We start from the raw sequence: 26,608 nt of genomic DNA on the forward strand, positions 1-26,608 counted from the left end.
CTCACCGGTGACAACGTCGTGGACGCCTCGGCGAACATGGACTGGTACGGCGGCCCCACCGTGCTCGAGCACCTGGAGACCGTGCCGGTCAGCCACGATCCGTCCCTCCTCCTGGCTTCGGAGTCGGGGGCTCCCGGCCGCGGCCGTTTCCCGGTGCAGTACGTGATCCGGCCGCAGACCGCCGAGCATCCCGACTACCGGGGCTATGCGGGCCAGATCGCGGCCGGGACCTTCCGGGTCGGCGAGAGCGTGACCGTGCTCCCCTCGGGCCAGACCTCGAAGATCGCCGGGATCAGCCTGCTCGGTACCCCGGTGGATGTCGCCTGGACCCCGCAGTCGGTGACCCTCCTGCTGGAGGACGACATCGACATCTCACGCGGCGACATCGTCGTACCGACCGGTGACGCCCCCGCCACCACCCAGGACGTGGAAGCGACCGTCTGCCATGTCGCAGACCAGCCGCTCACGGTCGGTCAGCGGGTGCTGCTCAAGCACACCACCCGCACGGTCAAGGCCATCGTCAAGGACATCCCGTCGAAACTGACACTCGACGACCTCTCCCAGCACCCGGCACCCGGGCAGCTGGTGGCCAACGACATCGGCCGGGTACGGGTCCGCACCGCCGAACCCCTCGCCCTCGACTCCTACGCCGACTCCCGCCGCACCGGCTCCTTCCTGCTGATCGACCCGGCCGACGGCACCACACTCGCGGCCGGAATGGCAGGCGAATCCTTCGCCACCACCCGAACAACGCCCACCACGGACGACGACGGCTGGGACTTCTGACCGCCCCACCGCCACCGTCCCCCACCGCCACCGTCCCCACTGCGACCGCGCACCGCGCACCGCGCGCCGCACAGCCGGAAGCCGTAGCCGCCGTCCGGGCTGACGAGAGGAACCATCTTGTCCGCACCCCGCTTCACCCTGCGCCGCGGTGTCGCCGCCGCTGCCGCCCTTCCGCTGCTGGCCGTGGCCCTCACCGCCTGCGGCTACGGCTCCCAGGCCAAGGACGACACCACGGAAAGGACCGCCGCCGAGGGCAGGAAGCTCTCCGCGGACACGGTCCGCATCGGCTACTTCCCCAACCTGACGCATGCCACCGCCCTGGTCGGCATCCAGGAAGGCCTGATCCAGAAGGAGCTGGGCGGTACCGCGATCAAGCCGCAGACCTTCAACGCCGGTCCCTCCGAGATCGAGGCCCTGAACGGCGGCTCCCTCGACATCGGCTTCATCGGCCCGTCGCCGTCGGTCAACGGCTACGCCAAGTCCCGGGGCGGCAACCTGCGGATCATCTCCGGTTCCGCGTCGGGCGGGGTGAAGCTGGTGGTCAACCCGGACACGATCAAGACCCTGGACGACGTCAAGGGCAAGAGGATCGCCACTCCCCAGAAGGGGAACACCCAGGACGTCGCGTTCCTCAACTGGGTCTCCGAGAAGGGCTGGAAGGTCGACGCGGAGAGCGGCAAGGGCGATGTGTCGGTGGTCCGCACGGACAACAAGGTGACGCCCGATGCCTACAAGTCCGGCTCCATCGACGGTGCCTGGGTGCCGGAGCCGACCGCGTCCAAGCTGGTCTCCGAGGGCGGCAAGGTGCTGCTGGACGAGACCTCGCTGTGGCCGGACAGGAAGTTCGTGATCACCAACATCATCGTGTCGCGGAGCTTCCTCAAGGAGCACCCGGACGTGGTCGAGGCCGTGCTGCGCGGCACGGTGAGGACCAACACCTGGATCAAGGCCAACCCGGACCAGGCCAAGGCATCGGCCAACGCCGCGCTGAAGGAGCTCAGCGGGAAGGAGCTGAAGCCCGAAGTCATCGACCCGGCCTGGAAGTCCATCCAGACCACCGACGACCCGCTGGCCTCGACCTTGAAGACCCAGGCCGCGTACGCCGTTGGCACCGGTCTGCTGGACAAGCCCGATCTGGGTGGCATCTACGACCTGACGCTGCTGAACAAGGTGCTGAAGGCCGAAGGCCGGCCCGAGGCGTCCGACGCCGGACTCGGCGCCAGGTGACGGCGCCCCTGCCGACTCCCGTCCCGCACCCGTTCCCGTCCCGTACGACCGAACCACTCCGCTCCCAGGAGGTGACGACCATGGCCACCACGCTCGCCAAGGCCGCCGACGACACCACCACGGTGGTGCCGCACGCCGCCCGTATCGCGCACGTCTCGAAGTCCTTCACAGGACCGGCCGGACCACAGCTCGTCCTGGACGACATCAGCCTCGACGTCGCACCCGGCGAGTTCGTCACCCTCCTGGGAGCCTCCGGGTGCGGAAAGTCCACCCTGCTCAACCTCGTCGCCGGCCTCGACCGCCCCACCACAGGAACCATCGAGACCCCCGGCGGCCGACCCGCCCTGATGTTCCAGGAACACGCCCTCTTCCCCTGGCTCACCGCCGGCAAGAACATCGAACTCGCCCTGCGACTGCGCGGGGTACCCAAAACCGAACGCCGCGACGAAGCCGAACGGCTGCTCGGACTCGTCCGCCTCGCCGGCGCCCACCGCAAACGCGTCCACGAACTCTCCGGCGGCATGCGCCAGCGCGTCGCACTGGCCCGCGCACTCGCCCAGGACAGCGACCTCCTGCTCATGGACGAACCCTTCGCCGCACTCGACGCGATCACCCGCGACGTACTCCACGAAGAACTCACCCGCATCTGGCGCGAGACCAACGTCTCCGTCCTCTTCGTCACCCACAACGTGCGCGAAGCCGTACGCCTCGCCCAACGCGTCGTACTGCTCTCCTCACGCCCCGGCCGCGTCGCCCACCAATGGACCGTCGACATCCCCCAACCCCGCCGCATCGAGGACTCCGCCGTCGCCGAGCTCTCCGTCGAGATCACCGAACAACTCCGTGGGGAGATCCGCCGCCATGGCCAGCACTGAGACAGTTGAGCGAACCGAGGCAGCCGAGGCAGCCGAAACAACTGGGCCGACAGGGAAGGTGGCAGCGGACACCGACGACCTTGCCGGTCTCGAAGCGGGTCTGGACGCGCTCGACACCGTCCAGGCCCATCGCACCCCCGTACGCCAGGTGCTGGTGGGCAAGGTGCTGCCGCCGGCCCTGGCGATCACGCTGGTGCTGGCCGGCTGGCAGCTTCTCGTCTCCTCGCAGCTGACCACCGCGGACAGGTTGCCATCGCCGTCGGCCGTTTGGGCCGGCCTCCGCGAGATGTGGTTTCAGGGCACCCTGCTGGATGTCATCTGGACCAGTGTGTCGCGCGGTCTGCTCGGCTTCCTGCTCGCTCTGGCCATCGGCACACCGCTCGGTCTGGTCGTCGCCCGGGTGAGGTTCATCCGTGCCGCGGTCCGCCCGGTTCTTTCCGGACTGCAGACTCTGCCCTCGGTGGCCTGGGTGCCGCCCGCCGTGCTGTGGCTCGGCCTCAACGACTCGATGATGTACGCGGTGATCCTGCTCGGTGCCGTGCCGTCCATCGCCAACGGCCTGGTGTCGGGCGTGGACCAGGTGCCGCCGCTGTTCCTGCGGGCCGGACGGACCCTCGGCGCCACCGGACTGAAGGGCACCTGGCACATCGTGATGCCCGCCGCGCTGCCGGGCTACCTGGCTGGACTGAAGCAGGGCTGGGCCTTCTCCTGGCGCTCCCTGATGGCCGCCGAGATCATCGCCTCCTCTCCCGAACTGGGCTTGGGACTCGGCCAGTTGCTGGAGAACGGCCGCAACAACATCGACATGCCCGGGGTGTTCCTCGCCATCACCCTCATCCTGATCGTCGGCGTCACCATCGACCTGCTGGTCTTCAGCCCGCTGGAACGCTGGGTGCTGCGCAGCCGCGGTCTCCTCGCCCGGAGCTGACGGAACGCACGAGAACCGAGCGGGGACGCTACCGGACCAGCAACGCGTCCCCGGAGTGCTGGAGCACCAGCACGGCGGCGGCAGCCGTGATCGCCGTGAGGCTCACGGCGACGACGGGTACGGCGCGGTGACGTGAGGCCCACGAAGGGACAAGGCCCCCGGGCACGGCCAGGACGAGAAGGGCGACGGTGAGGCCGGACAGGGAGGACTCGATGTGCAGGGTGGCCCAGACCTCGAAGGGGTGGCCCCAGGAACCGAAGTGGGCCGCCCACAGCGCCGTCGCCGTGAGGAGGGTGGCCACGGGCGCGGCGTAGAGGGCATGGCCGAGGCCTTCGGAGCCGCGGAGCACGAGGAGGCTGAGGGCGCAGACGGCTCCGGCACACACTGCGGTCAAGGCGTCGAGTCGCCAGGCGACGGTCGGATCACCGGCCGCCGTCGCGGACGACTGGGACATCAGACGGGTGGCCGTGGCGGCGACAGTGGCTGTGGCGACCGCCAGCGCGGGGAGCCAGTGGGGCCCGTACCGACGGGTGCTGCGAATCACGGACCACACGGTCGCCACGGCGATCACCGCCACCGCGACGGCCCTGTAGGCGCCTGAAGGTGAGTAGGGACCGGCGAACAGGGCCGCGTTCGGCACGGAGAACCCCTGCAGGTAGGTGCAGAAGTCCATCGCGGTCCACAACGCCCCGCCGAACAGCAGTGTGTTGACGACGACCACGGTCAACTGGCCCCGCACCCTTGTGCCGCTCCAGAGTCGCGCGAACGCGGCACTCAGTGCCGCTGCCCCCACGACGGCCGCGGGGAGGACGATGAGCAGCGGCCATCCGCGCATGGGGCCGTCCGCCGAGGTACCCGTCCCCTGGAGGCGCACCATCAGCCCGGCCCCCGCACTCAGGCCCAGCACGAGGTGGAGCAGTGGCGGGGCTGTGGTGCCGCCCTGCCGGGCGAGGGCGTCGCGCCACACCGCGACGCCCCAGCCGACGGCCAGGAGCAGACCGGCGGTCATGGCCCCGACGGGTGCCGCGTTCCAGGTCGTTCCGAACAGGACGAGGGTCGCGAGGCCGTCCACGGAGTCCAGGAGCACGGCGGCGAGCAGGCCGACGACAAGGGTGTCCAGGACGGTCGGGCGCAGCCACGCGCGCGGGTCGCGGAGCACGGCCAGACGGCGCCGGTGGGTCGGATGGTCGGCACGCGCCGCACCGAGCGGTCCGCGGACGGACGGCCCCGCCTCGTCGAGCAGAGCCTCCCAGGGGGCGAGCGACCGGCCGCCCGCGGCGGCCAGATCCGCCTCGTGTTCACGCGACCGCATGATCATCTGGGCGACGAGTACCGCGATCACCACCAGGACCAGGGCCCTTGTGCCGTACTCCGCCCAGAAGGGCTCGGCGAGCATCCCCAAGGGGCTCGTGTCCGCCCATCGCCAGCCCTGCACCGCGGCCACCAGCGGCGCCGTCAGGAGCACGGGGACGAGCGCCCACCACACACCTCGGGTGAGCCACACCAAGGTGACGTCGCCCGCGGTGATGTGCCCGATCTCATGCCGGATGATCGCCTCCGCCCCCTCGCCGCGCAGCAGGAGCATTCCCCGCGGCAGGATGATCCGGGAGCGCCTTCCGTGACCGAGCGTGAACGCCTGCCGCACACTGCCCGTGCCCCACACCACTCGCGGTGCGTGCCTGACGCCGGTCTCGGCGGCGACCCCGCGCGCGAGCGACTGCCAGCGCGCGGACGCGGTCTTGCGTGCGACCCTGCGCATCAGACGGCGCGGGAGCAACCACAGACCCGCCGCCCCGAGCAGCAGCACCGCCGCCGACCCCGCCAGGGAGACCAGGGCCTGCCGGCGTTGCAGCGGACCCATGCAGCGCAGCTGGTACTCCGTCTGTTCCCGGACGGAGTCGGGGAAGAGCCGCCCGGAATCCGTGATGCACTGCTGCGCGGCCGCGCCCCAGGACTGTCCGAGCACCAGGCCGTGGACCACCTGGCCCGCGAAGGCGCCGGCGAGTACCAGGGTGACGATCAGCAGGACATAGCGGGCGCCGGTGGGTGACAGCGGGCCGGTCCGGGGTGCGGGCGCCTCGGTGCTCCCCGCCTCCCCCACCGGGGTGGCCGCCTCCCGGGTCTCACCGACCGTCACTGGACCCGCCTCCGCGGCCGCGCAGGAACCTGATGATCGCCTCGGACACTTCGCGGGCCTCGGCGGCATCGGCGCCGAGGCTCTCGGCGTAGGCCGTCAGCGCGGTGAGGACTGCCCGCTCCTCGTCCGCGTCCAGGGCGTCCGGCCCTGCGCCGGCGTCCGGCACGGCGTCCGTGCCCGGCCCGGCTGCGGTGTCCGGGGCGTCCTCGGGTGCTCCGTCGTCGCGGCGGCGCCTGAGGAGGTGTCCGAGTTTTGCGCGGGTGGCGTTGCCGAGGGCGTCCACGGCCTGGCCCGCGGCGCGTTCGGCGGCCACCTTCAACAGCCAGGCCGTCAGGGGAAGGACGTACAGCAGCGCGGCGGACACGATGATGCCGGAGGCCACGGGAGTGCTGACCGCGGGCCGCAGTACGGACTGCGGGTCGTCGCGGAACTCCTCGAACAGCTCCTCGTAGTCCGTGCTGTCCGCGTCGTCCATGCTGTCCATGTGCGCATCGCGGCACATCACCGCGAAGACCCCGCGCCCCGCACTTTCGAGGATGACCCAGCCGTCGGCTTCGGAGTCGGGAAGCGGCACCACGGGCCGCGGATTCTTCGTCTTGCGCGACAGAAACATGTTCCCCCCATGTCGTCAGCTTCCACAGCGTAGAGAGCGAATGACCTTCTGTAGCGGATGGATCGAAAATGATCGAAAGTGGTACTTAGATCGATGGATTCATCGCTGATGTGTGTGTACTGGCCTCGGTCAGGAGATCCCTGAGGGCCGGGTACGTGATGGGCTGGGCGGTGGGCTGCGTGCCCGCCCGACTGAGTTTCCCGAGCTGGTCGAGCAGGACCCGGGAGCGTGACAGCTCGGCCAGCTCGAAGACGGTCAGACCGGGTTGCGCGGGGCCCGGCAGCGTACGCAGGAGGAGGTCCGTCAGGGTGCGGGTGAGTTGTTCCGTGGTGGCACCGGTCGCGAGGCGCAGACCACTGCTGTTCAGGCCCAGTCGCAGGCGCTGCTGGAGCCGCAGGGCCCGGGTGAGGGTGGCGTACGCGGCTCCGGGGTCGATCGAGCGCTGAGCGGTGCCGAGTTGGACGAGCACGTTGAAGGCGTCGGAGTGGAAGCCGTCGCGCTGGAGCAGCTCCACCGCCTCGCTCAGCAGCTCGGCGGCCCCGGCGGGCCGGCCGTCCAGCCACATCCGCAGCCCGGCCGCCGCCTGCGCGCCCGCCTGACCGCCCGGCAGTTCGGACAGGAGGATCCGCGGGGGACGGGCGGCATCGTCCGGCACCAGGGCGGTTCCCCGGGTGCGGGCGTCCAGGGCTTCGAGTGAGGCGAGGGTCAGCCGGTACCGGACGGGTTTGAAGGCGGGCATCCCGGCGGCGCGCTGCTCGCGGTTGAGCACGTGGAAGTCCGAGCGGTGGATGACCAGTTGGTGCCGCAGTGCGCGCATCGACTGCGCCCGCTCGCTGTCGCCGGTCAGCATGGCGTACTCGGCGGCCAGCAGCAGCAGTGAGCAGCGGACGTACGGCACCAGCCCCGGTCGTTCGAGATGCTGCTCCAGCTCCGCGAGGGCCCGTTCGGGCACCACCGGCTTGGTTCCCTCGGCGCGGGCGCCGGTGAGCTCGACGCACAGGTTGTTCGCGCTGAGGTTGTGCAGACCGTGCCGGGACCACAATTCGCGTACCTTGCGCTGTTCTTTGAGCGCCCGATCCTGACGGCCGCGGCTCACGTCCAGATGGACACGGAAGCGGATGATGTGGGCTTCGGCCAGATCCAGGGCCCGCCGCTGGGCCGGCTCGGGTTGGTCGGGAAGCGCCCGCCGTGCCTGCGCGAGCAGCTCCGACGCCGCGTTCAGCCAGGACCTGGCGGCCTGGCCGGCGCGTTTGTCGCCCTTCAGGTAGCGGGCCATACCGGGGTGCGGGTCCTTGTCCTGGGCCACGGCCACGGCCTCGTCGCAGAGCGAGTGCACGAGATACAGATGCGGGAACGCCTCCCCGCGCACGTCCTCCTCGAGCCACAGGTCCGCGACCCTGCGCCGGTGGGCGGGGGTGCCGGCGAAGTAGCGGTGCGCGTCGGCCCTGCGGAACACCCACAGCGGCTGGACCGTGCTGACGAAGAGCTGGTGGAGCTGGACCAGGAGCTGAAAGGCCACCAGCCAGGCCGCGAACCATGCGATGCCGGGGTCTCCCGAGGCGACGCCGAGGAGGAACACCATCAGACCCTTGCGGAGGAAGAGCGTGTCGAGGACGGCACAGAGTGTCCCGAGCAGCGGGACCCGGGACACGGCCGCATAGCCCGGCAGGTAGGCGTACGCGGCCAGGAGCAGGGCCAGCACGATCTCGTACCGCCCCAGCCAGGAGTGCCGGTGCCAGAACTCCACGATCGTCGGGAGGTACGCCCCGGCGACCAGTACGGTGAGATGAGCGAACACCACACTCCGGCCGTCCAGCCAGCAGAGCATGCGGGCCCGTTCCAGGGGGCTCAGCACCCGCGCCGACCAGACGTCGAGCTGGATCATGAGCCCGATCAGCACCGCCGGTCCGATCAGCAGCGCGCCGGGGACGGCGGAGCCGTGCCGGGCCGCCGTGATCGCCTCCAGGACGACGAGCCAGGTGAACCAGGGGTAGACCACGAGCGGCAGGCGTAACAGACCCATGCGGCCATCGTGGGGGAACACGTCGGGCCAAAACCGGGATATCCGGTTTTCCATGACCTTCGGTGTACTTCCTCGACTTCGGCGAACTTCTCCGAATGCCGCTTGCCCGTGTGCGCGGGACGTCACACTGTGCGGGGTGCTGATACCAGTGTCCCTGTCGACGGGCCAGCTCTGCCTCGTGATCGTTGTGCTCGGATACGCCTGCTGGAAGATCGAGTGGCGCGTACGCAGGCGCAGGCGCGGGAGCGTGAATGCGGCCTTCGAGGAGATCGCCGAGGTCCCCACGGGCCGTCACCCGCGGCTGACGGCCGCTGCCCTGCTGCACGTACTCGCGGGAGCCGTACTCGTCTGGCAGGGCCGCGATCTGCCAGGGCCGGTGCTGGCCGCGCTCGGTATGGCCGCCGGTCTCGCGGGCTGGCCGGAGGTCGTGTGCGGTGTCGCCCTCGCGGGGGTGCTGCTGGGCTCCGGCCCGGGGCCGCTGGCCTGGGTCGCCCTGCCCGTACTGGCCGGCTACGGGATACGCCTGGCGCACTGTGTGCCGGAGCGATGGCGGTCCCCGCAGGCGGCTCTCGTACGCATCTCACGGTACGGCCCGTTCACCCGGCCGCCGTTGCCCATCGACCGCTTCTGGAGCTGCGCGATGCTGCTCACGGCGGCCGCGCCGATGGTCGTGGTGGGCACCCAGGGCAGTGACGGCCTGCACGGACTGGCCATGGCGGCGTGCGCGGCGGCGCTCACCACTCAGCTGACCATGCTGGACAGGGCCGTACGGCACGAGCATCGCTGGGGCATCCGTAGCCACCGGTTCCTCATGACGTCGGGCAACGCGGTGGCGGTCCTGGTGGCGGCTGGGCCCGTGGGCGGCTGGTTCGCCTCGCGGTGGTCCGCGACCGGCTTCCTCACCGGCTGGCCGGGCGGGCTGCTGATCTGCGCCGCCGTGCTCGCGGTCCGCGCGGTCTGGCCGGGGCGGTTGCGGGCGCTGACCGCCCACTGGCTGTTCCCCTTCTGGGCGGTTGTGGTGTTCCATCCCTCGCAGGGCACGGCGGAAGCCCTGGCGCCGCTGCTGATGGCGGAGGCGGTTGTCGTGTGCCTCGTGGACCGGCCGGCACCGGGGCGGATGGTGGACCGTTTCGCAGCGTTCATGATCCAGCAGGCGACCGAGTACCGGCTGAACAACTTCCTCGGCCCATGGCTGTACGACGGGTTCCTGAGGACGCCCGGTACGGCCGACTTCCGGCTCGTACGGCGGTATCTCGGGATGGCCGTGTACGCGGCGCGCGGCGGTTTCGTACCCGGTCAGAGCACGGTCGTGAACCTGAAGGTGAACAGGGATCCCGTGCTGAGGAAGCCGCTGACCGGTCTCGCCGCGCTGCGCTGGACCGCGCTGGCCACCGAGGCACTGGCGCTGGTGGACGAGGAGGTCGCCCCGCGTGTGCCCGTCGCCGCGCGGGAGCCGCTGGCGGCGGCCCGGTCGGTGGTCGAGGCCGAACTCGTCCTGACGAAGGCGCTTGTGGTGACCTTCGCCGGGGAATGGGGTGACGCCCTGCGCGGATGGCGCGAGGCCGCCCTCCGCTACAAGGCGCTCGGCCTGCCCGCCGAGGAGTCCCTGTGCCGTGCCGCGGCCGGGTACGTGCTGGAGTCCGGGCTCGGGCGGGCTGCGGACGCGACGCGGGAGCGGGCGCGCGTCCGGTCCGATCTGCCCGATCCCGGCTGGGACTTGCTGGACGAGCGGGTACGCGATGGCCTGCGGGCCCTGTCAGCCGAGTGGCAGCACCAGGCGGACCGGCCCCGCGTCGAGGCCTCGTGACAACGCGTCGAGTTCGGTGGAGGGCACGGCGACGGCAAGGGACTTCCGGTCGGGAGAGCTGTCCAGCACGAGCACGCTGAAGGTGCCCTTCGCGGTCCGCAGGCTCACCGTCTGCCCTCGCCGCACGCCGGCAGCGGCGTCGCCCGGCACCGGCACCGTCAGAGCCACCCGTCCGGCCAGCGCCGTGCTGAGCCGGGGCCCGAGCACGGACGGGTGCAGGGTCGCGCCCTTCGCCATGGGCTTCACGGTGTAGCGCCCCCTGAGCCGGTTCGTGTCACCGCCCCGCAGGTCGTCCGGGACCAGCACATGGAACGCCGGAAGATCACGTGTCGCGCGGACGTGGTCGTCCGTCCCCAGCGCCTGGCCGGCACCCGCCGCGGCCACTCCGGCCAGGACGACCAGGCAGGCCAGCAGCGACCGGACCGGTATCGACCGTCCCGTAGGCGGTGGAGGTGCCGTGACCCGCGCGGGGGTCACGGCCGCAGGGCCGGCGGGGACCGGAACGGGGGCGGCAGGCACCGGGACGGGGGTGGCGGGGACCGGTTCCGGGGAGGGCGCATCGGACGCCGGATAGCGCAGCGCCTGAACCCGGTCGTAGTCGGGGGCGCCCCGGTACCAGAGCTTGGTGAGCTGCTCCCACTGGGCGCGTTCCTCGCCCGGACCGGTCGGCAGCCGCAACCGCATCGCCTCGATCAGCAGAAGACGGTGCACGTCGAAGGCGGCACGGATGAGCTGGGCATACGGCCGGGCGGCCCGCACCGCCCCCCGGTAGCCGAGGACCGCGACCGCGGCGCCGCCCCAGACACAGCACGCGGCCCCGGCGCCCGGCAGCACCAGGACGGCCAGCGTCCCGCCCGCGACGGCGAACACCGCACCCAGGAAGCTGACCATCACGCCCGCCTGCATGGCCGTCGCGGCCTGGGCGAACGACACGAGGAACGGGTCCGGCAGCACGGTGTAGAGCCGCGGCCATACGGTCACCGCGTCCAGCCCGTACCGGTCGCCGTGCTCCTCGGCGGCGCGCAGCACATTGCCGAGCCGGGTCGGCAGGGTCCGCTGCGCGGTACGCGGATAGGTGAGGAACACCCCCGGGTCGTCCGCCCGCCGGGCACGCTGTGCCGCGAGATGACGGACGAGCAGCGCGGTGCGCAGCGGACGCAGCGGGCGGAGGTCCGGCCAGTGGCCCGCGTAGCAGCGCGTCAGGACGGGGCGAGCGACGGCGAGGAGCTGGCCCACGAGCACAGTGAGCAGCACAAGACCGAGCACGACGAGCAGCCGATTCTCCCCGGTGAGTCCGTTCCACCACGCCAGGGTCCTCGACCAGCCGGCGCCCGCGGCCGCGACCGCGGCCAGCGCGGCGAGGAACGCCGTCAACGGCAGCCATACCGAGGTGAGCTGACGCCGGTCGAGCATCGCGACCGCGCCGTCGAAGAGCCCGCCCATACGGCCCCGTCACCCCGTCAGGGTGTCGCCGAGCAGATGGCCCTGGTCGCCGGGACAGGGCGTCCCGGATATCGGGTACTCCTCCACCTCGGCGATGGTTCCGCACACCTGGCATCTGACCCGGATGAGTCCGACGGGCGCCGCGAAGGCCCCGCAGAGCTCCCAGTCGCCGTCCAGGACCGTGCCGATGGCGTCGCCGTCCGCCTCCAGTGCCCGCAGGAGCTCGGCCCTGATCCTCGCGGCGTCCAGCAGGCCGATCAGCCGCCCCCCGTCCACCACGAGCAGGGCCGGAAGGCCGTCGTTGACCAGTTCGAGTACGCCGGGCAGCGCGGAGAGCCCGCTGACCGGCGCGTCCGCGCCGATCTCGACCGCCGGCCCGCGGCCGGACGGGCCCACCACCCAGCGAGGGTCCCCCACCTCGTCGAGCACGACGACCGTGTCGGGTGCGTCGGCCGGGGCCTGCCGGATGCTCGCCGTGCGGTAGCCGGTGGTCGTCATGAGTTCCGCAGCGGTCCTCACGTCTCGTACCTCACGTCTGCGTTCCTCCTAGTACCAGTCGCCGATGAGCACGAAAGCGGCCCAGTAGTACGGGTGGGCGTAGACCATGCGGTCGAAGTCCGGCGACGCCTGCCCGTGGTGCAGCAACGCCCGCTGCCTGATCCCCTGAGCGCTCCTGCGCACCGCGGGCGGCCCGGCGGGCGTCCTGAGGGCCGTGTCACAGGCGGCCGCCGCCCCGGTGAAGTCGCCGGCCATCAGCCGGATCCGGGCCTCGGCCACCAGCAGCCGGGCCGCCGCATGGCTCCTGGTCGCCATCGCCTGGACCGAGGCGAGATAGGCCAGCACATCGCCCGCGGTCGTCGCTCGGAGCCGTTCCTGCGCCGAGCGGAGTGCGTCGATGGCGGGCTCGCCCGAAGCGAGACGGTCGTAGAACTGGCGGAACAGCACCGTGGTCGCCAGCTCGTCGACCGTCCACAGGCTGACCAGCACGGCAGGTGCGCCCGCGTGGAGCACCGAGCGCACGAGCCCGAGCAACTCGTCGCCCGGCCGCACAGCGGCGACCCCCGTCCGGCAGGCGGCCAGCACCACCAGTGTCCCGGACAGTTCGAGCTTGAGGAAGCGCTCGGCGGTGAACAGACCGTCGGCGAGCATCACACCCGAACGCATCGGAGCCGCCGCGTCGAACACGCCGTGCGCGCTGATGTGCAGGATGTCGGCGGCACCGACGTGGCGGGCCAGCGCGTCACCGACGGCGTCCTCGCCGCTGAGGGTCTCGGTCTTGAACAGCCCGGTCAGCAGCTCCGCCTGCGCGGCCCCGACCGTCAGCGCGGGCCCACCCGCCGGGTCCGAGACCACCAGCGCCTGACGCCGCCCGCCGCCACCCCGGTTGTTCCGGCAGTGCCGCAGCACCGACGCACTCGGCGCGTAGGCGACGGAATGCCCCCCGAGCCCGGGGCCCACGGCGTGCAGCGGCACGCGGTGCAGTGCGTCATGCGGCACCAGCCACACCCGGTCACCCGGCCCCAGCCGGTCGGCGACCGGCTCCACCAGATCCGCGAGCAGCGGATCGTCCAGCAGCTCCGAAGCCTCCTCCAGCGCCTCGGCCCGCCGCGGCGCCGACTCGAACATCCCGCTGAGCTTCTCCACCAGGGCCCGGACCCGCGCCAGCGTGTGCGGCACGGTGACCAGCTCGGGCTCGGTGTCCTCCGGACCGGCGATCATGATGACGGCCTGGCTGTCCGTCAGGAAGTACTCCGCCAGGAGCATCCTCCCGGGCGTGTGTTCCACCTGCCTCGCCCCCCTTGCGTAGCCCGCGCGCCCACCATCATGGCGACTCCGGGCCCGGTACGCGGGCGCTTCACGGGATTCGTCCCGGTGGCGGGGCGGGCTGCGGGGCAGGTGCTCCTCGGGCCGGGGCCCGGGGAGCCATGGTGCCGGTTACCTCGGCCCGGGCTGGTGTCGGCCGTGGCCGGGCCGCCCGTGGTCGGGGCGGTCGTGGTGCGGGGGCTTCGGCTTGGGGGTGGGCCTGGTAGCCGCGTGCTTGACGGTGGTGGTAGCGGTGCCGATGCTGCTGGTGGCGGTGGTGCCTCCGCCGGTGATGGCGGCGGTGTTGGTGACCTGCTTCGGCGCGTTCGATGCGATGTCGACCGTGAGGGTGAGCGGTGGGTAGCTCGCGCCGGAGTCGAGGACATCGGTGCGGGTGCAGGTGAGGCTGTCGAGGACGCAGGTCCAGCCGGCGCCGGAGAGGCTGGCGGCCGTCAGGCCGGCCGGCAGGGTGCCACTGAGTCCTCCCACGAAGCCTGGTGGCCCTCATGGGCCGCACTGGACAGTGACATTTCGTCATATTCTCTGCATCCGGGCAACACATGATCGCTCGGCCGCCGTACCGGTGACGGGAGTGGGACGCGGGCGACCCGGTCGCCAGTGGGGGCACAGGTACCTGGGCTACGATGCCGCCGTGACCAGCAGCCTGCCGCAGTCGAGCCGCCGTCCGGCGGTGCGCGGGCTGCTGCTGGTCCTGGCCGTGCTGGCCGGATTGCTGGCGATGCACGGTCTGGCCCCGGGGCCGTCGACCACCGCCACCCCCACCGCGCATTCGGGCATGCACGCCCGGCACGGTGCCGTCGCCGGTCACGGCGTCGATCACTGCGGGCGCGCCGTCCGGGGCGGTGCGGCGGACGGGCACGCGGACCATGCCGACGCGACCTGCGCCGCTGGTGGCACGAGCGCCTCGTACGCACCACCGGCCCTGTCCCCAGCCTGCGGGGGCACCGTGCCGGCGGCCCTGCGGCACGGCCGCTGCGGTGGCGTGACGGCGACCGGCCGGGCTCCGCCCGACCTCGCGGAACTACAACTCCTGCGGATCTAGAGCGCCCCGCGCGTCACCGGCCCCGGTCCGGGGCCGGATGTGGCGTGCCTCCGTGCGTTCTCTTTCCCGCCTTCTGAAGGTTCTCAAGGAGTTGCACCACCATGAGCACACACCGCTGCCTCATCCGCCGCGCCGTCGCCGCGACGGCAGCCGGCGCCGCCGCCCTCGTACTCGCGGCCTGCGGATCCAACGGCCAGGGGTCGGCCGGACACGCCGGTCACTCCCCGGCGCCGTCGGCCGCATCCGCCACCGCCGCCCCGGGTTCGCACGGAGACGCTGACGTCGCCTTCGCCCAGGGCATGATCCCGCACCACCGCCAGGCCGTGGAGATGGCCGGGCTCGCTGCCACCCGGGCCGAGTCGACCGAGGTGAAGGAACTCGCCGAGGAGATCAGGAAGGCCCAGGACCCGGAGATCGAGACGCTGTCCGGGTGGCTGACCGCCTGGGGCGAGCAGGTGCCCGCCGGTGGCGCCATGGACCACTCCCCGCACGCGCAGAGTTCCCGGCACTCCGGGGGCGGATCCGGCGGGATGATGACGGACGAGGAGATGGCCGAGCTCGGGAAGTCCTCCGGCGCGGCGTTCGACACCGCCTTCATGAGGCTGATGGTCGAGCACCATGAGGGCGCGGTGACGATGGCCAGGACCGAGCAGGCCGAGGGCACGTACGGTCCCGCCAGGAAGATGGCCGGCGGCATCGTCACCTCTCAGACGGCCGAGATCACCCGGATGAACAGGCTGCTCGGCCTGAGCTGACCGCTTCGCATCCGAGCCGTACCCGGCTGTTGCTGCCTGGGGCGGGGTGCTGACAGCGCCTCGCCCCGCACCTTTCCGCACCCGAGGGGAATACCCTGGGGGGTATATGGTTGCGGGCAGGCGGAGGGCCGCTCAGCCGGGTCACACTGGAATCGGAGAGGGAGACGCGTCATGGACCACACCGCTCACACCGGCGCAGCGACGGCGGAAGGCGCACACCACGGGCACGCGCCTCAGGGCGCGCACGGCCGCGGCCCCGCCTCCTGGGGCACCGCGGCGAAGGCGACGCTGCACTGCCTCACCGGCTGCGCCATCGGCGAGATCCTCGGCATGGTCATCGGCACGGCCCTGATGTGGGGCAACGTGCCCACGATGATCCTGGCGATCGTCCTGGCGTTCGTCTTCGGCTACTCGTTCACCCTGTTCGCGGTGCGCCGTGCCGGTCTGGACTTCAAGGCCGCCATCAAGGTCGCCCTGGCCGCCGACACCGTCTCGATCGCCGTGATGGAACTGGTCGACAACGGCATCATCGCCCTCGTCCCCGGCGCGATGGACGCCCACCTCACCGAGGGCCTGTTCTGGTCCTCGCTGCTGGGCGGCTTCGCCGTCGCGTTCGTGGTCACCACCCCGGTGAACAAGTGGATGATCGGTCGCGGCAAGGGCCACGCCCTTGCCCACCACTGAGCCGCGCGCATCACCGAGCCGCCCATCACTGACCGCGGAGCCGCTGGGCCGCCGCGGCTCAGCCGAACTGGTCGAAGCAGAGCTTCACGACCATGCCCGTCACCACCACGAGCAGCACGGTACGCACGAATCCGGAACCGCGGCGCAGCGCCATCCGCGCGCCAAGCGCCGCGCCGACGATGTTGCACACGGCCATTCCCGCACCGAGCATCCACAGCACCTGGCCCTGGACGGCGAACACCGTGAGGGCGCCGGTGTTGGTGCCCACGTTCACCACCTTGGCCAGGGCCGAACTCTGGAGGAACTCCAGGGACAGCAGGCTGGTGAACATCATGATGAGGAAGGTGCCGGTGCCGGGCCCGAACACACCGTCGTAGAAGCCGATTCCGCAGCCCGCGGCCGCGATGACGGCGAACTTGCGGCGCCTGCTGACGAGTTCGGTCTCCTGCACGGCGCCGAAGCCCGGCCGCAGGGTGACGAAGGCCGCCACCGCGATGAGCAGGGCCATGATGAGGGGGCGGAACCAGTCGGCGGGAAGGCTGGACGCCGAGAGGGCACCGAAACCGGCGGCCGGGACGGCGAGGGCCGCTGCCGGGAAGGCGATGGAGCGGTCCAGTTTCGTGCGCCGGGCGTAGGTCACCGCGGCGACCGTCGTTCCGGTGATGGCGGTGAGCTTGTTGGTCCCGAGCGCCAGCGCCGGGGGCAGCTGCGGAAAGGCCATCATCAGGGCGGGTATCAGGACGAGCCCGCCGCCTCCGACCACGGCGTCGATCCATCCGGCGGCCGTCGCGGCGGTCAGCAGGCTGGTCACACCTATGGCGTCCAAGGGGGGCGTCCCGTTCTCTCGTCGGAGCTGCTCTGGTTCACCCGGCGGCCTCGGGCCAGGGCGAGAACGACCCTACGAGAGTGCGATATTCGTTCGACGCGAGGGGCCCCGTCCGTCGATTGCCAGAATGAACGGGGACAGCGCAGCCGATCACAGCAAGGAGCCACCGCCGTGTCACAGGACCCGCATGGTCTGGTCGGGCGGATGGAGCGGCACCAGGTCGCGGTCTATCTGGGCGCCATCGCGACCGGTGCCCTGCTCGGCTGGACGGCACCGGGGCTCGGACCGGGGCTGGAGCGCGCCATCAGTCCCGTTCTCGGCGCACTGCTGTATGTGACGTTCCTCCAGGTGCCGGCCGCTGAACTGGTCCGCTCACTGCGCGACGGCAGGTTCCTGTCGGCCGCCCTGGTCGTGAACTTCCTCGTCGTGCCGCTCGTGGTCGCCGCGATGTTCGCGTTCCTCCCGGCCGACCGGGCCCTCCGCCTGGGCGTGCTGCTGGTTCTGCTGTGTCCGTGCGTGGACTACGTGATCGTCTTCACCGGGCTCGCGGGCGGCAGCAGCCGCCGGCTGCTCGCCGCGACGCCCCTGCTGCTGTTGGTCCAGATGGTGCTGCTGCCGCTGTACCTCTACCTCTTCATGGGCTCGGAGCTGGCCGGCATCGTCGAAGTCGGCCCGTTCCTTGAGGCTTTCCTGTTCCTGATCGTCATCCCGCTGGCGCTTGCCTGGGTCACCCAGCTGTGGGCGGCCGGGCGGCCCGCGGGGCGGAAGGTGTCCGAAGCGGCGACCGCGACGATGGTGCCGCTGATGGCGGGGACCCTCCTGGTCGTCGTCGCCTCGCAGACGCCCGAGCTCGAAGGGAGCCTGGCCGACATCGCAGCCGTGGTGCCCTTCTACGTACTGTTCCTGGCGGTCATGGTCTTCGCCGGGCGGGCCGTGGCCGCCCTCTTCCGGCTGGACACCCCCGCCTCCCGGGCGGTCGTCTTCAGCGGCGCGACCCGCAACTCCCTGGTGGTCCTGCCGCTCGCTCTCGCCCTGCCGGACCAGTTGGCCGTCGCCGCGGTGGTCATCGTCGCCCAGACCCTCGTCGAGGTCATCGGGCTGGTGGGATACGTACGGCTCGTGCCGCGCCTGGTCCGGTGAACCGGGTGCGGGGCCTCAGTTGAGTTGCCGCTGCCAGTCCGCGGGGACCCTGCCTTCCGGGCCCGGGACGGGCTGGGAGTCCGGGTGGGCGGTGGGCGGTGGCAGCGGAGGGCCCTCGTAGTACTGCTCCGTCTCGACGTTCCAGAACCAGTCCTCGCCCGGCTCGAAACTGGTCAGGAACGGGTGCCCCGTGTCGCGTGCGTGCCTCGTCGCATGCTGCTCGGGGGACGAGTCGCAGCAGCCGATGTGTCCGCACTCGGCACACCGGCGCAGATGGAACCACCAGCCTCCACCGGCCGTGCACTCGGCACAGCCGGTGCCGCTGGGAGCCGCGGATGGGTCGATGCCCGGGATCCGGCCGGGGTCGTGTGCCATGGCAGTTGCCTCCCTGACGAGCACGGGGACGAGGCTCGCGGATCACACCTTGCCCATCGTACGGCCGGGGGGCTGGTTCGGCTCATATCTGTAAGGGTCTAAGTAATCGGGGCCCCTATACTGCGGTCCATGCCGCCCATACCCGCCGCCGCATGACCACAACCGGCGCCCCCCGCCCCGCCCCCACACCCGAATCGTCCCCCGGCCGCCGCCGTATCCTCGCGGATCTGACGCCCCTGCGCGTATCTGCGGACTACAGGCGGCTGTGGTTCGGCAACACGGTCTCCTGGATCGGGCAGGGCATGACCACCCTGGCGATCTCGCTCCAGGTGTACGAGATCACCCGCTCGACCTTCTCGGTCGGCCTCGTCGGGCTCTTCTCGCTCGTCCCGCTGATCGTCTTCGGTCTGTACGGCGGTGCCGTCGCCGACACCCTCGACCGGCGCAAGCTGGGTCTCGCCAGTGCGGCCGGCCTGGCCGTGCTGTCGGCGGCGCTGGCCACCGCCGCGTTCGCGGGCTTCCACCGGGTCTGGTTCCTCTACGCGGTGGTCGCGCTGCAATCCGTCTGCGCCGCGCTCAACGCGCCCGCCCGCAGCGCGATGATTCCGCGCCTGCTGCCGCCCGAGCACCTGCCGGCCGCCAACGCCCTCAACTCCATGACCATGACCTCCGGGATGCTCCTCGGGCCGATGCTCGGCGGGCTGATCGTGGGATACGGGGGCTACCAGGCCGCGTACCTCGTGGACGCGGCCACCTTCTGGGCGGCGCTGTACGCGATGTGGCGGCTGCCCGCGATGCTGCCCGACCGCGGCACCGGTCACGGGGGTGACCGGGCGAAGCGGGCGTCCGTGCTCGACGGACTGCGCTTCCTGGCCACCCGGCCCAATGTCCGGATGACGTTCTTCTCGGACTTCTGCGCGATGATCCTGGCGCAGCCGCGTGCACTGTTCCCCGCGATCGCCCTTCTCTGGTACGGCGGTGACGCCCGCACCACCGGACTGCTCGTCGCGGCCCCGGCCGTCGGGGCGCTGCTGGGCGGGGTGCTCTCCGGCTGGCAGGGGCGGATCAGACGGCACGGGGTGGCGATCCTGCTGGCCGTCGCGTGCTGGGGTGCGGCGATCGCCGCCTTCGGGCTGACCCGCAACCTGTGGCTCGGGCTGCTCTTCCTTGCGCTCGCGGGCTACGCCGACACCGTGTCCATGGTGTACCGGAGCACCATGCTCCAGGCCGCCGTGCCGGATGAGCTGCGCGGACGGCTCCAGGGTGTGTTCATCGTGGTCGTCGCCGGTGGTCCCCGGCTCGGGGACTTCCTCGCCGGCTCCGTCGCCGACCTCACCTCCCCGGCCGCAGCCATCACGGGGGGCGGGCTCGCCTGCGTGCTGGCGATCGGTCTGCTCGGCCTGCGCAGCCGGGGGTTCGTACGCTACGACGCCCGGCAGCCGACCCCGTGACCGGTGGACAGCGCGAGGCCGCCGCCGCGGGGTTCGCGGCGGCGACCTGTGTCTGCTGATGGCCGCGCGTCAGGCGACGGAGCGGGTGATGACTCCGGTGCAGGTGCCGGCGACGGCCGCCGCGGGAACGGCGATGTCGAGGGTGGGGTTCCAGGTGACGGTGGTGTGGGGGGAGGCCGAACCACCTGAAGGCGTGCCGCCGATCGTCAGCTGGGTGGCGTCGGCTGTGTCCGTCGTGGTGTCGATCACGGAGGCGGTGCCGTCGCGCTGTTGGCCACATACGCCTTGGTGCCGTTCGGGATCATGACGACCCCGATGGGAGCGTCGCCCACGGCGATGGTCGGCACCAGCACGGTGTCCGTGCTGGTCTCGACGATCCGGACGACGTCGTTCTCCATAGGGCTGAATTTGCGTGAAAACTTCGTTTGTTTTATTTGTGTCCTCGCTAGGAATCATTCTGCTTGTCTGGGCATTCCCCTTTTCCTTGTCGGTGCTTTCTTCAGGGTGTCGAAATGCTGCCTGAGCCGCTCGAACGGCCGCAGGTCGCGGCGTGGGCATGTGGGAGGACGCGGGAGCCGGCCTCAACCCGGGTCGGGGGAGCAGGACCCCGTTTGGCTGCTCCCACCCTGCGCACAGCGGGGCATTCGCCAAATATTGCCTTGGCGGCTCAAGTTGTGGTTCGCCGTTTCCCAGGAAAATCGACGATGGAAGTAGGTCACTCATGCGTGCTGGACCGCGACGTGGTCGCCTCCCCGGCTACACCAAGGTGCTGACCGGGAGCCTCATGGCCTCGACGGCTCTGCTGACTCTGGCGACTCCCGCGCTGGCAGCCCCTCATGTTCACCCGACGGCGGGCCGGTTGTCCGTGGGGCCGGGGCCGGGCTCGGACCGGTGTGACGGCTACCCCGAGGGCAAGGCTCTCGAGAGCGTCCTGGGCGGCTGGGACAAATGCAGGGGCGCGACCGGACCCACGGGTCCGACCGGTCCCACCGGGCCGACAGGAGCCACCGGTGAGACGGGGCTCCAGGGCGACACGGGCCCGACCGGTGACACGGGTCCGACGGGCCCGACGGGCGACACGGGTCCGACGGGCCCGACGGGCGACACGGGCCCGACCGGTGCCACCGGTGCTACTGACATCACGTTCGCGAGGGTGTCCAACGCCCAGAGCTGCGCCGACGACACCCAGTGCGACATCACGGTGACCTGCCCGAATGCCGGTCAGGTGGTGACCGGCGGCGGACCCCAGAGCAACGGCTTCGGCGACGACCTCATCCTGATGGCGTCGTGGCCCTCTGCTGACAACGCGTGGAGAGTCGTTGCGGAGAACGAACTGGGCACCACCATCACCTACACGGCCTGGGCCGTCTGCGCCACCGTGTCGTAGCCCCCGTAAGCCGTAAGCAGCTGTGACGCGGCGACCCCGTGGGCGGGCCTTTGAAGCCCTGCTCACGGGGTCGCCCATCTGTCACGGTGACTGCTGGTCAGAGGCCGGAATCAGAAGCCGCGCAGCCTCAGCAGCGGCTCCTTGGTGCCGTCGCCGTCCTCGGACGGCCAGAGCCAGTCCGTGCCACCGGCCGCGATCAGCGCCGCCTTGACGGCGGCGGGTGACGCGCCGGGATGGGTCGCCTTGTAGAGGGCGGCTCCACCCGCGACGTGCGGCGCGGCCATCGAGGTGCCGGACAGGACCGAGTAGCCGCCGTTCCTGAAGGTGGAGCGGATGCACACACCCGGCGCGATCAGATCGATGTCCGCGCCGTAGTTGGAGAAGTCCGCGAAGGTGTCGTCCCGGTCGGTGCGGCAGCTGGCCTTGCCGAGCCCTCCGGACTTGCCGTCGAAGTCGGCCAGGGCGCTGACGGTGATCACTTCGTCGTACGCGGCGGGGGTGGTGTTCTTGGCGTCGGCGTGGTCGTTGGCCGCCGCGACCACATAGGTCACGCCGGCGGCGACGGAGGCGCAGATGGCCTTGTGCATCGCGTCGTTGTTGGCCGTGCCGCACTTGCCGTCGTCGCTGCCGCCCCCGCCGAGGCTCATGTTGACGACGTCGATCTGGTCGGCGTGCTGTGTCACGTAGTCGATGCCGCAGATGACATCCGCGTCGGTGCCCATGCCGAGCGGGTTGAGCACCTGGACCGGCCAGATCCGGGCACCTGGTGCCACGCCGACGACCCCGGTGTTGTTGTCCAGGGCGCCGACGATGCCCGCGACATGGGTGCCGTGGCCGTGCATGTCGAGGACGGGAAGCTGGGGGAACCAGCAGTTCTTGGCGCCCGCCTTGTAGACGTTCAGGTCGGGGTGGTTCGCGTCGACACCGGTGTCGATCACCGCGACATCGACGTTGACCCGGGTGTCCTTGCCGTCGATGGCGGCCGTCGGGCTGAGGTCGGCCTCCACCCGGTCCACGCCGGTGGGGACCGTCTGGGCGAGGGCGCGTACCCTCCGCTCGGGCTGGACGGACTGGACCAGCGGATCGCCGGCGATCGCGGCCGCCGCGCTCGCGCTCATGGAGGCGGCGTAGCCGTGCAGGGCGTGCCGGTACACGTGCCGCACCCTGGCCCCCATGGTGTACGCCTGGGTGACGGCCGCGTTCACCGTGGCCGTGGCGTCCGCCTGGGTGGCGGCGTCCTTGAGGGTCACGATGTACCGGCCGGGGATCTGGTCGGACTGTGTGGCCGTCGTGAACGCCGCTGTCGTGGACGTGTCCGCCGATGTGGACGCGGTGGCCGTCGCGGAGGTCGGTGAAGCGGCCGCCAGGGCCAGGGCTAGGAGGGCGGCGCCGATGAGCTTGGGCATCCCGGACCTTTCGAAGGCGAGTCTGTGGGAGCGAATCGGCGGCGAGTCGGGGATTGATCCCCGATTGTCCGATTCGCTTGAGCGCCCTAGGCCTAGCAGTTGTTGCCGCAGCGAACCATCCCGACATCCGGCGAGTGCGGATTTCGCCGAAGCGATGTCCTCCATGTGGCCGTGTCACAGCACTGCCGCTTCACCGCTTGTGCGTGCCACCGCCGCGGCGCGTGTCGAGCGACCACATGTGCGTACAGCCGGGGCACTGGAGATGGACGACGGTGCCCTTGTTGGAGATCAGATAGCGCCAGTGGTCGCGGCAGTTGCGCTGCTCGGCGCACGGTGCGCAGTCACGGGAGTCGTCGCAGCGCGGGCAGGGCACCCAGGCGCGCCGGGCGATGTCCGCCTGCGGGTCAATGGGAAGCCGCACGGCCGGGCTCCCCTCCGGGACGTCCGGGCCTTTCGGGCAGTACGCCGGCCGCCACGAGCGCGTCGTAGGTGCGCTGCTGCTCGGCGTCGAGTCCGGAGTAGAGCAGGGAGTACGCCGCTTCCTCGTCCCGGAGTGCCGCCACCGGGTCCCAGTCGGGGCCGAGTGCGGCCACGACCTCGGCCCGCCGCCTGGCCTCTTCGAAGGTCAGGTCGATCGAGAAGGATATGTGATCAGGGGTGCGGTCGGCGGCGTGGTCCTGGTCCATGGCATGACTTCCGAGCGGTGCTGGGTCGGGGGACTGCCACGTGTACCAGAGGGCGGGGTGCCGGGGGAAGGGTGGCCTAAGTGGGCATCCGCAGAAGAAGTCGGCTTCTCCCGTGCCGAGAAACTACCCCAGTTGGGATGAAATCGGGCATTCCGATCGTCGGTTTATGGGATTTAATGCGTTATGCCCGATTAGTGGCCCTTGGTGTCGCTGTGATGGAATTCATGGCTGCTTCGCCGTGGCCGCAGGGTCCACGATCCCGCGCACCACCCCCAGATCGACCAGGTCCTGAGGACGCAGCCGCAGCTGGTCCGCGGTGCCGGGCGCATCGCCCGGCCCGCGCTTGAGGATCGCTGCGGCGAGTTCCGGCGCGATCACGGAGAAGTAACTGTCGGGCGTGGCCCAGGTGTTGTCCGGAGCGGCCAGCGCCAGCGCACCGCCCGAGCCGCCCTCGCCGATCACCAGCGTCGTCACCGGGACCCGGGCCTCCGCCATCGCCGCGAAGGCCTCGGCGATCGCCGCGCCCGCACCCTCGCGCTCGGCCTCGGCGTCGTTGGCGGCGCCCGGGGTGTCCACCAGCGTCAGCACGGGGATCCCCAGCCGGTCCGCGAGCCGTACCAGCCGCGCGGCGGTCCGGTACCCGGCCGGCCGGGTCGCGGTGCCCGCCTGCGCCGCGTATGCCACCGTCCGGCCCTCCCGCAGCCCGAAGCCGCACAGCATTCCGGGGTCCGTGCCGCCCCGCCGGTCGCCCTGGACGTCGAGCCGCAGGCCGAAGTACGCGTCGAGATACGCCTGGGCGCGCGGGCGGCGGGCGGAACGTGCCAGCTGCACGGCGCCCCAGCCGGTGGGTGCCGGGTCATGGCTGCCGAGGGCGAGCGGCGGTGGCGGAGCTGACGGCGGTGACGAGGGTGACGGGGCTGACGCGGTCCCGCCCGTCAGCAGCGTCAGCCATGACGCCAGCGTCTCGTGCAGCTCCTCCTGCCGGACGATCGCGTCGATCTGCCCGGCGGCGAGCTGGCCCGCGGCCGTGTACGCGGACGGGTCGGCGTTCTGCGGCCTGACCCGTGACCCGGCGAAGCCGATCTGGGCCCCGGGAAGGGCCAGGACCACATCCGCGCCGGCGCCGAGGGTGGCCCAGCCGCCGCCCGTCGTGGGATCCCGCAGCACCGCGATCTGGGCAAGCCCCGCCTCACGGGTCTGTGCGGCGGCGCGCGCCACACGCTGGAGCTGGCTGAGGGCGATCATGCCCTCCTGCATCCGGCTGCCACCCGTGGCGATCAGCGACACGAGGGGCAGGCGTACGGCACGGGCATGGGCGTACGCGGCCTCCAGCCGGTCCCCCGTCCGCTCACCCAGCGAGCCGCCCATGAAACGGAACTCGAAGGAGACGATCACGGCCCGGCACCCACCGATCCGCCCGACGCCCCAGACGACCGACTCCTCCTCGCCGCTGCGGGCCGCCGCCCGGACCCGCGAGGCTCCGTAACCGTCCCAGCCGATCGGCCCGTCGGGATGCGCGGTCCCCACCCCCACAGCGGTGTCCGCGGGCGGGCCCGTCTGCGGCGTCTCCTCGAAGGCCTCGCTGACCAGCGCGATCGCCTCCCGCGCGGTCAGCCGGTCAGCCATGGGTCAGCGCCCGCTTCATGATCTTGCCCATGTCGTTGCGGGGCAGGCTTTCCACGTAGTGGACCGTACGGGGCCGCTTGTGCGGGGCGAGCTGCGCGGCGACATGGTCCGCCAGCGCCTCGGCCGACGGCGGATGCTGCGGATCAGCCGCCACCACCCACGCGACCACCCGCTCACCCAGATCCGCGTCCGGCTCGCCGGTCACCGCCACCTCCCGTACGCCGGGGTGGTCCAGCAGCGCGTTCTCGATCTCCCCGGCACCGATCTTGTAGCCACCGCTCTTGATCAGGTCGGTCGCCTTGCGGCCCACGATCCGCACATGGCCGTCCGCGTCCCGTACGGCCATGTCACCGGTGCGGAACCAGTCCCCGTCGAACGCCGCCGCCGTCGCGTCCGGCCGGTTGAGGTACCCGGTGAACAGGCTCGGGCCCTTCACCTGGATCTCGCCCACCGTCTCGCCGTCGTACGACGTGATCTCGGAACCGTCCTCCTCCACCAGCCGCAGCCCCACGGCCCGCAGCGGTACGCCGACCGATCCGGGCCGGGCCTCGCCGTCGACCGGGACGCTCGTGTTCATCAGCGTCTCGGTCATCCCGTAGCGCTCGATGACGCGCCGTCCGGTACCCGCCGCGATCCGCTCGTGGTCGTACACGGGAAGTGCGGCAGAACCGGAGACCAGCAGCCGCGCGCCCGCGAGGGCCTTCGCCAACTCCGGGTCGCCGGTCAGTGCTTCGGCCAGCCGGTGGTACATCGTCGGCACTCCGAACAGCATCGTCCCGCCCGCGCCCAGCTCCCGCGCCACGCCCTCCGCCGAGAACCTCCCGAGGTGCCGCACCTCGCCGCCCCGGCGCAGCGGGCCCAGGACCCCGAGGATCAGCCCGTGCACATGGAACAGCGGGAGGCCGTGGACGAGTACGTCGTCGCCGGTCCACGCCCAGGCTTCGGCCAGCGCGTCCAGCGTCGCCGTGATCGCCCGCCGGGGCAGCACGGCACCCTTCGGGGCGCCGGTGGTCCCCGAGGTGTAGACGATCAGCGCGGGGGCTTCGGGATCGTCCGGCTCGGCCGGAAGCTCCGCATCCGCCCCGGTCCCCGTCACCGTGATGTCCAGCCGCTTCAACCCGGCCAGCACCGAAGGGAGCTCGTCGTCCGGCGCAGCGAGCACCACTGAGGGCGCGCTGTCCCCGACGACATGGGACAGCTCCCGTTCACCGGTCTTCGGATTCAGCGGTACGGCGGGAACTCCCGCGAGCAGCGCGGCCACCACCCCGACCGCCGTCTCGAGCGTCGGCGTGGCCCACACCGCGATCCGGCCCGCGCCCGCGATCCGGCCCGCCAGCGCCCCCGCCGCCGTGGCGAGTCCGCCGTATGTCAGCGACCGGTCGCCGAACCGCAGGGCGGGACGGTCCGGCGCGGCTGCCAGCACCGGAAACACCGGCAGGGCCGGAACCGCTGGGACCGCCGGCAACGCAGCACTCACGAGTCGTCCTCCTCAATTCTGGGGCACCCCCATCATTGTCCCCACGCCCTGCCTACTCGTGCGTAACGAATTCGGGGTGGAAGAGGGGTG

At 71.4% G+C, this 26,608-nt stretch carries 26 protein-coding genes and 1 pseudogene; 11 read left to right on the forward strand and 16 right to left on the reverse strand.

The features are described from left to right. The 4 genes and pseudogenes from ABZ532_RS24220 to ABZ532_RS24235 form a co-directional block, all read left to right on the forward strand. A pseudogene (locus ABZ532_RS24220) lies at positions 1 to 786 on the forward strand (hypothetical protein); the annotation flags it as partial. Between the two features lie 117 nt (positions 787 to 903). Continuing rightward, positions 904 to 2,013: an aliphatic sulfonate ABC transporter substrate-binding protein gene (locus ABZ532_RS24225; protein WP_361287434.1), complete on the forward strand. Its 1,110-nt coding sequence runs from the start codon at positions 904 to 906 to the stop codon at positions 2,011 to 2,013. A gap of 80 nt (positions 2,014 to 2,093) precedes the next feature. Beyond that, a complete protein-coding gene (locus tag ABZ532_RS24230) occupies positions 2,094 to 2,888 on the forward strand; it encodes an ABC transporter ATP-binding protein (RefSeq protein ID WP_361287437.1) in 795 nt (264 codons plus the stop codon). Further along, complete coding sequence (locus tag ABZ532_RS24235) at positions 2,875 to 3,816, forward strand: ABC transporter permease (RefSeq protein ID WP_361287440.1); 942 nt, start codon at positions 2,875 to 2,877, stop codon at positions 3,814 to 3,816. The genes ABZ532_RS24230 and ABZ532_RS24235 overlap by 14 nt, the downstream gene beginning before the upstream one ends. Positions 3,817 to 3,844: 28 nt before the next feature. Here the strand turns inward: ABZ532_RS24235 and ABZ532_RS24240 are convergent, their stop codons facing one another. The 3 genes from ABZ532_RS24240 to ABZ532_RS24250 all read right to left on the reverse strand — a co-directional run bounded on the left by ABZ532_RS24240 (position 3,845) and on the right by ABZ532_RS24250 (position 8,589). Beyond that, positions 3,845 to 5,953 carry a M48 family metalloprotease gene (locus ABZ532_RS24240; protein WP_361287443.1) on the reverse strand — a complete coding sequence of 703 codons (2,109 nt, stop codon included), beginning with the start codon at positions 5,951 to 5,953 and terminating at the stop codon, positions 3,845 to 3,847. Next, on the reverse strand, positions 5,940 to 6,566 hold the full coding sequence (locus ABZ532_RS24245) for a hypothetical protein (RefSeq protein ID WP_361287446.1): 627 nt from the start codon (positions 6,564 to 6,566) through the stop codon (positions 5,940 to 5,942). Before ABZ532_RS24245 ends, ABZ532_RS24240 begins: the two co-directional genes overlap by 14 nt. Before the next feature lie 85 nt (positions 6,567 to 6,651). Beyond that, positions 6,652 to 8,589: a hypothetical protein gene (locus ABZ532_RS24250; protein ID WP_361287449.1), complete on the reverse strand. Its 1,938-nt coding sequence runs from the start codon at positions 8,587 to 8,589 to the stop codon at positions 6,652 to 6,654. Between the two features lie 136 nt (positions 8,590 to 8,725). Here ABZ532_RS24250 and ABZ532_RS24255 point away from each other — a divergent pair, with 136 nt between their 5' ends. After that, positions 8,726 to 10,396, forward strand: coding sequence for a hypothetical protein (locus tag ABZ532_RS24255; protein ID WP_361287452.1), 1,671 nt, complete (start codon positions 8,726 to 8,728; stop codon positions 10,394 to 10,396). Here ABZ532_RS24255 and ABZ532_RS24260 read toward each other — a convergent pair. From ABZ532_RS24260 to ABZ532_RS24275, 4 genes are all read right to left on the reverse strand, one after another. Beyond that, positions 10,346 to 11,839 carry a hypothetical protein gene (locus ABZ532_RS24260; protein ID WP_361287455.1) on the reverse strand — a complete coding sequence of 498 codons (1,494 nt, stop codon included), beginning with the start codon at positions 11,837 to 11,839 and terminating at the stop codon, positions 10,346 to 10,348. The two genes, ABZ532_RS24255 and ABZ532_RS24260, sit on opposite strands and share 51 nt — an antisense overlap. 9 nt (positions 11,840 to 11,848) lie before the next feature. Further along, complete coding sequence (locus tag ABZ532_RS24265; protein ID WP_361287458.1) at positions 11,849 to 12,358, reverse strand: hypothetical protein; 510 nt, start codon at positions 12,356 to 12,358, stop codon at positions 11,849 to 11,851. Positions 12,359 to 12,385: 27 nt separating this feature from the next. Continuing rightward, complete coding sequence (locus ABZ532_RS24270; protein ID WP_361287461.1) at positions 12,386 to 13,624, reverse strand: CHAT domain-containing protein; 1,239 nt, start codon at positions 13,622 to 13,624, stop codon at positions 12,386 to 12,388. Between the two features lie 150 nt (positions 13,625 to 13,774). Continuing rightward, a complete protein-coding gene (locus ABZ532_RS24275) occupies positions 13,775 to 14,131 on the reverse strand; it encodes a hypothetical protein (protein ID WP_361287464.1) in 357 nt (118 codons plus the stop codon). Between the two features lie 163 nt (positions 14,132 to 14,294). Between ABZ532_RS24275 and ABZ532_RS24280 the strand changes: the two genes are divergently transcribed. The 3 genes from ABZ532_RS24280 (at position 14,295) to ABZ532_RS24290 (ending at position 16,144) form a co-directional block, all read left to right on the forward strand. Continuing rightward, positions 14,295 to 14,705, forward strand: a complete 411-nt coding sequence (locus ABZ532_RS24280; RefSeq protein WP_361287467.1) for a DUF6153 family protein — start codon at positions 14,295 to 14,297, stop codon at positions 14,703 to 14,705. Positions 14,706 to 14,806: 101 nt separating this feature from the next. Continuing rightward, complete coding sequence (locus tag ABZ532_RS24285) at positions 14,807 to 15,460, forward strand: DUF305 domain-containing protein (protein ID WP_361287470.1); 654 nt, start codon at positions 14,807 to 14,809, stop codon at positions 15,458 to 15,460. A gap of 171 nt (positions 15,461 to 15,631) precedes the next feature. Continuing rightward, entirely contained in the window at positions 15,632 to 16,144 is a 513-nt protein-coding gene (locus tag ABZ532_RS24290) for a DUF4396 domain-containing protein (protein WP_361287473.1), read from the forward strand. 58 nt (positions 16,145 to 16,202) lie between these two features. Here ABZ532_RS24290 and ABZ532_RS24295 read toward each other — a convergent pair whose 3' ends face one another. Next, positions 16,203 to 16,955 (reverse strand): TSUP family transporter, encoded by a 753-nt coding sequence (locus tag ABZ532_RS24295; protein ID WP_361287476.1) that lies wholly within the window; start codon positions 16,953 to 16,955, stop codon positions 16,203 to 16,205. A 186-nt stretch (positions 16,956 to 17,141) separates the two neighbouring features. Here ABZ532_RS24295 and ABZ532_RS24300 point away from each other — a divergent pair, with 186 nt between their 5' ends. Then, positions 17,142 to 18,110, forward strand: a complete 969-nt coding sequence (locus ABZ532_RS24300; RefSeq protein WP_361287480.1) for a bile acid:sodium symporter — start codon at positions 17,142 to 17,144, stop codon at positions 18,108 to 18,110. 15 nt (positions 18,111 to 18,125) lie between these two features. Here ABZ532_RS24300 and ABZ532_RS24305 read toward each other — a convergent pair whose 3' ends face one another. Next, on the reverse strand, positions 18,126 to 18,485 hold the full coding sequence (locus ABZ532_RS24305; protein WP_361287483.1) for a UBP-type zinc finger domain-containing protein: 360 nt from the start codon (positions 18,483 to 18,485) through the stop codon (positions 18,126 to 18,128). A gap of 152 nt (positions 18,486 to 18,637) precedes the next feature. Between ABZ532_RS24305 and ABZ532_RS24310 the strand changes: the two genes are divergently transcribed. After that, on the forward strand, positions 18,638 to 19,936 hold the full coding sequence (locus tag ABZ532_RS24310; RefSeq protein WP_361287486.1) for an MFS transporter: 1,299 nt from the start codon (positions 18,638 to 18,640) through the stop codon (positions 19,934 to 19,936). A gap of 69 nt (positions 19,937 to 20,005) precedes the next feature. On the opposite strand, the gene ABZ532_RS24315 is transcribed toward ABZ532_RS24310, so the two are convergent. Then, complete coding sequence (locus tag ABZ532_RS24315; RefSeq protein WP_361287489.1) at positions 20,006 to 20,185, reverse strand: hypothetical protein; 180 nt, start codon at positions 20,183 to 20,185, stop codon at positions 20,006 to 20,008. Next, entirely contained in the window at positions 20,182 to 20,334 is a 153-nt protein-coding gene (locus ABZ532_RS24320) for a hypothetical protein (RefSeq protein ID WP_361287492.1), read from the reverse strand. Before ABZ532_RS24320 ends, ABZ532_RS24315 begins: the two co-directional genes overlap by 4 nt. A 323-nt stretch (positions 20,335 to 20,657) precedes the next feature. Between ABZ532_RS24320 and ABZ532_RS24325 the strand changes: the two genes are divergently transcribed. Then, positions 20,658 to 21,323, forward strand: a complete 666-nt coding sequence (locus ABZ532_RS24325) for a hypothetical protein (protein ID WP_361287495.1) — start codon at positions 20,658 to 20,660, stop codon at positions 21,321 to 21,323. Positions 21,324 to 21,433: 110 nt separating this feature from the next. Here the strand turns inward: ABZ532_RS24325 and ABZ532_RS24330 are convergent, their stop codons facing one another. The 5 genes from ABZ532_RS24330 to ABZ532_RS24350 all read right to left on the reverse strand — a co-directional run bounded on the left by ABZ532_RS24330 (position 21,434) and on the right by ABZ532_RS24350 (position 26,479). Then, positions 21,434 to 22,729 (reverse strand): S8 family serine peptidase, encoded by a 1,296-nt coding sequence (locus tag ABZ532_RS24330; protein ID WP_361287498.1) that lies wholly within the window; start codon positions 22,727 to 22,729, stop codon positions 21,434 to 21,436. Positions 22,730 to 22,919: 190 nt separating this feature from the next. Continuing rightward, positions 22,920 to 23,150: a hypothetical protein gene (locus tag ABZ532_RS24335; RefSeq protein WP_361287501.1), complete on the reverse strand. Its 231-nt coding sequence runs from the start codon at positions 23,148 to 23,150 to the stop codon at positions 22,920 to 22,922. Further along, the gene (locus ABZ532_RS24340; protein WP_361287504.1) at positions 23,134 to 23,415 is read right to left on the reverse strand and encodes a DUF6400 family protein; all 282 of its coding nucleotides are present in this window, start codon (positions 23,413 to 23,415) and stop codon (positions 23,134 to 23,136) included. Before ABZ532_RS24340 ends, ABZ532_RS24335 begins: the two co-directional genes overlap by 17 nt. A gap of 222 nt (positions 23,416 to 23,637) precedes the next feature. Beyond that, entirely contained in the window at positions 23,638 to 25,041 is a 1,404-nt protein-coding gene (locus ABZ532_RS24345) for a carboxyl transferase domain-containing protein (protein WP_361287507.1), read from the reverse strand. Further along, a complete protein-coding gene (locus tag ABZ532_RS24350) occupies positions 25,034 to 26,479 on the reverse strand; it encodes an acyl-CoA synthetase (RefSeq protein ID WP_361287763.1) in 1,446 nt (481 codons plus the stop codon). Before ABZ532_RS24350 ends, ABZ532_RS24345 begins: the two co-directional genes overlap by 8 nt. Between the last annotated feature and the right edge of the window lie 129 nt (positions 26,480 to 26,608).

Origin of the sequence: Streptomyces sp. NPDC019396 (assembly GCF_040632375.1) — a bacterium.
Lineage (GTDB): Bacteria > Actinomycetota > Actinomycetes > Streptomycetales > Streptomycetaceae > Streptomyces.